This window comes from Methylophaga sp. UBA4204, from assembly GCF_002379485.1.
In the GTDB taxonomy this organism is placed as follows: Bacteria; Pseudomonadota; Gammaproteobacteria; order Nitrosococcales; family Methylophagaceae; genus Methylophaga.
This window is the reverse complement of the sequence record NZ_DFTU01000026.1, coordinates 1-279: the sequence shown is the minus strand read 5'-3', so window position 1 is coordinate 279 and position 279 is coordinate 1. Positions and strand designations below refer to the sequence as shown.

The 279-nt window shown below is 42.7% G+C and carries 1 protein-coding gene; it reads left to right on the top strand.

The annotated features are described in order from the left end of the window. Positions 1-279, top strand: a 279-nt coding sequence (locus B3182_RS03210; protein ID WP_292751518.1) for a TRAP transporter large permease subunit, incomplete at both ends; no start/stop codon positions are given.

Genomic DNA, 279 nt, shown 5'->3' with positions numbered 1-279 from the left:
ATGGTGTTTTTAATCTTTATTGGTGCCACCGCCTTTGGACTGGTGTTCGTCGGCATGGGTGGTGATGGACTGATTCTGGATATTTTTTCAGGTCTGCCGGGAGGGAAATGGACGTTTTTAGTTCTCAGTATGTTGCTGATATTCATACTGGGCTTTTTCCTCGATTTTATTGAGATCTGTTTTATTGTGGTGCCGATCATTGCACCGGTAGCAATCCATTTGAATATTGATCCATTGTGGTTTGCTCTGCTGATTGCGATTAACCTGCAAACGTCATTT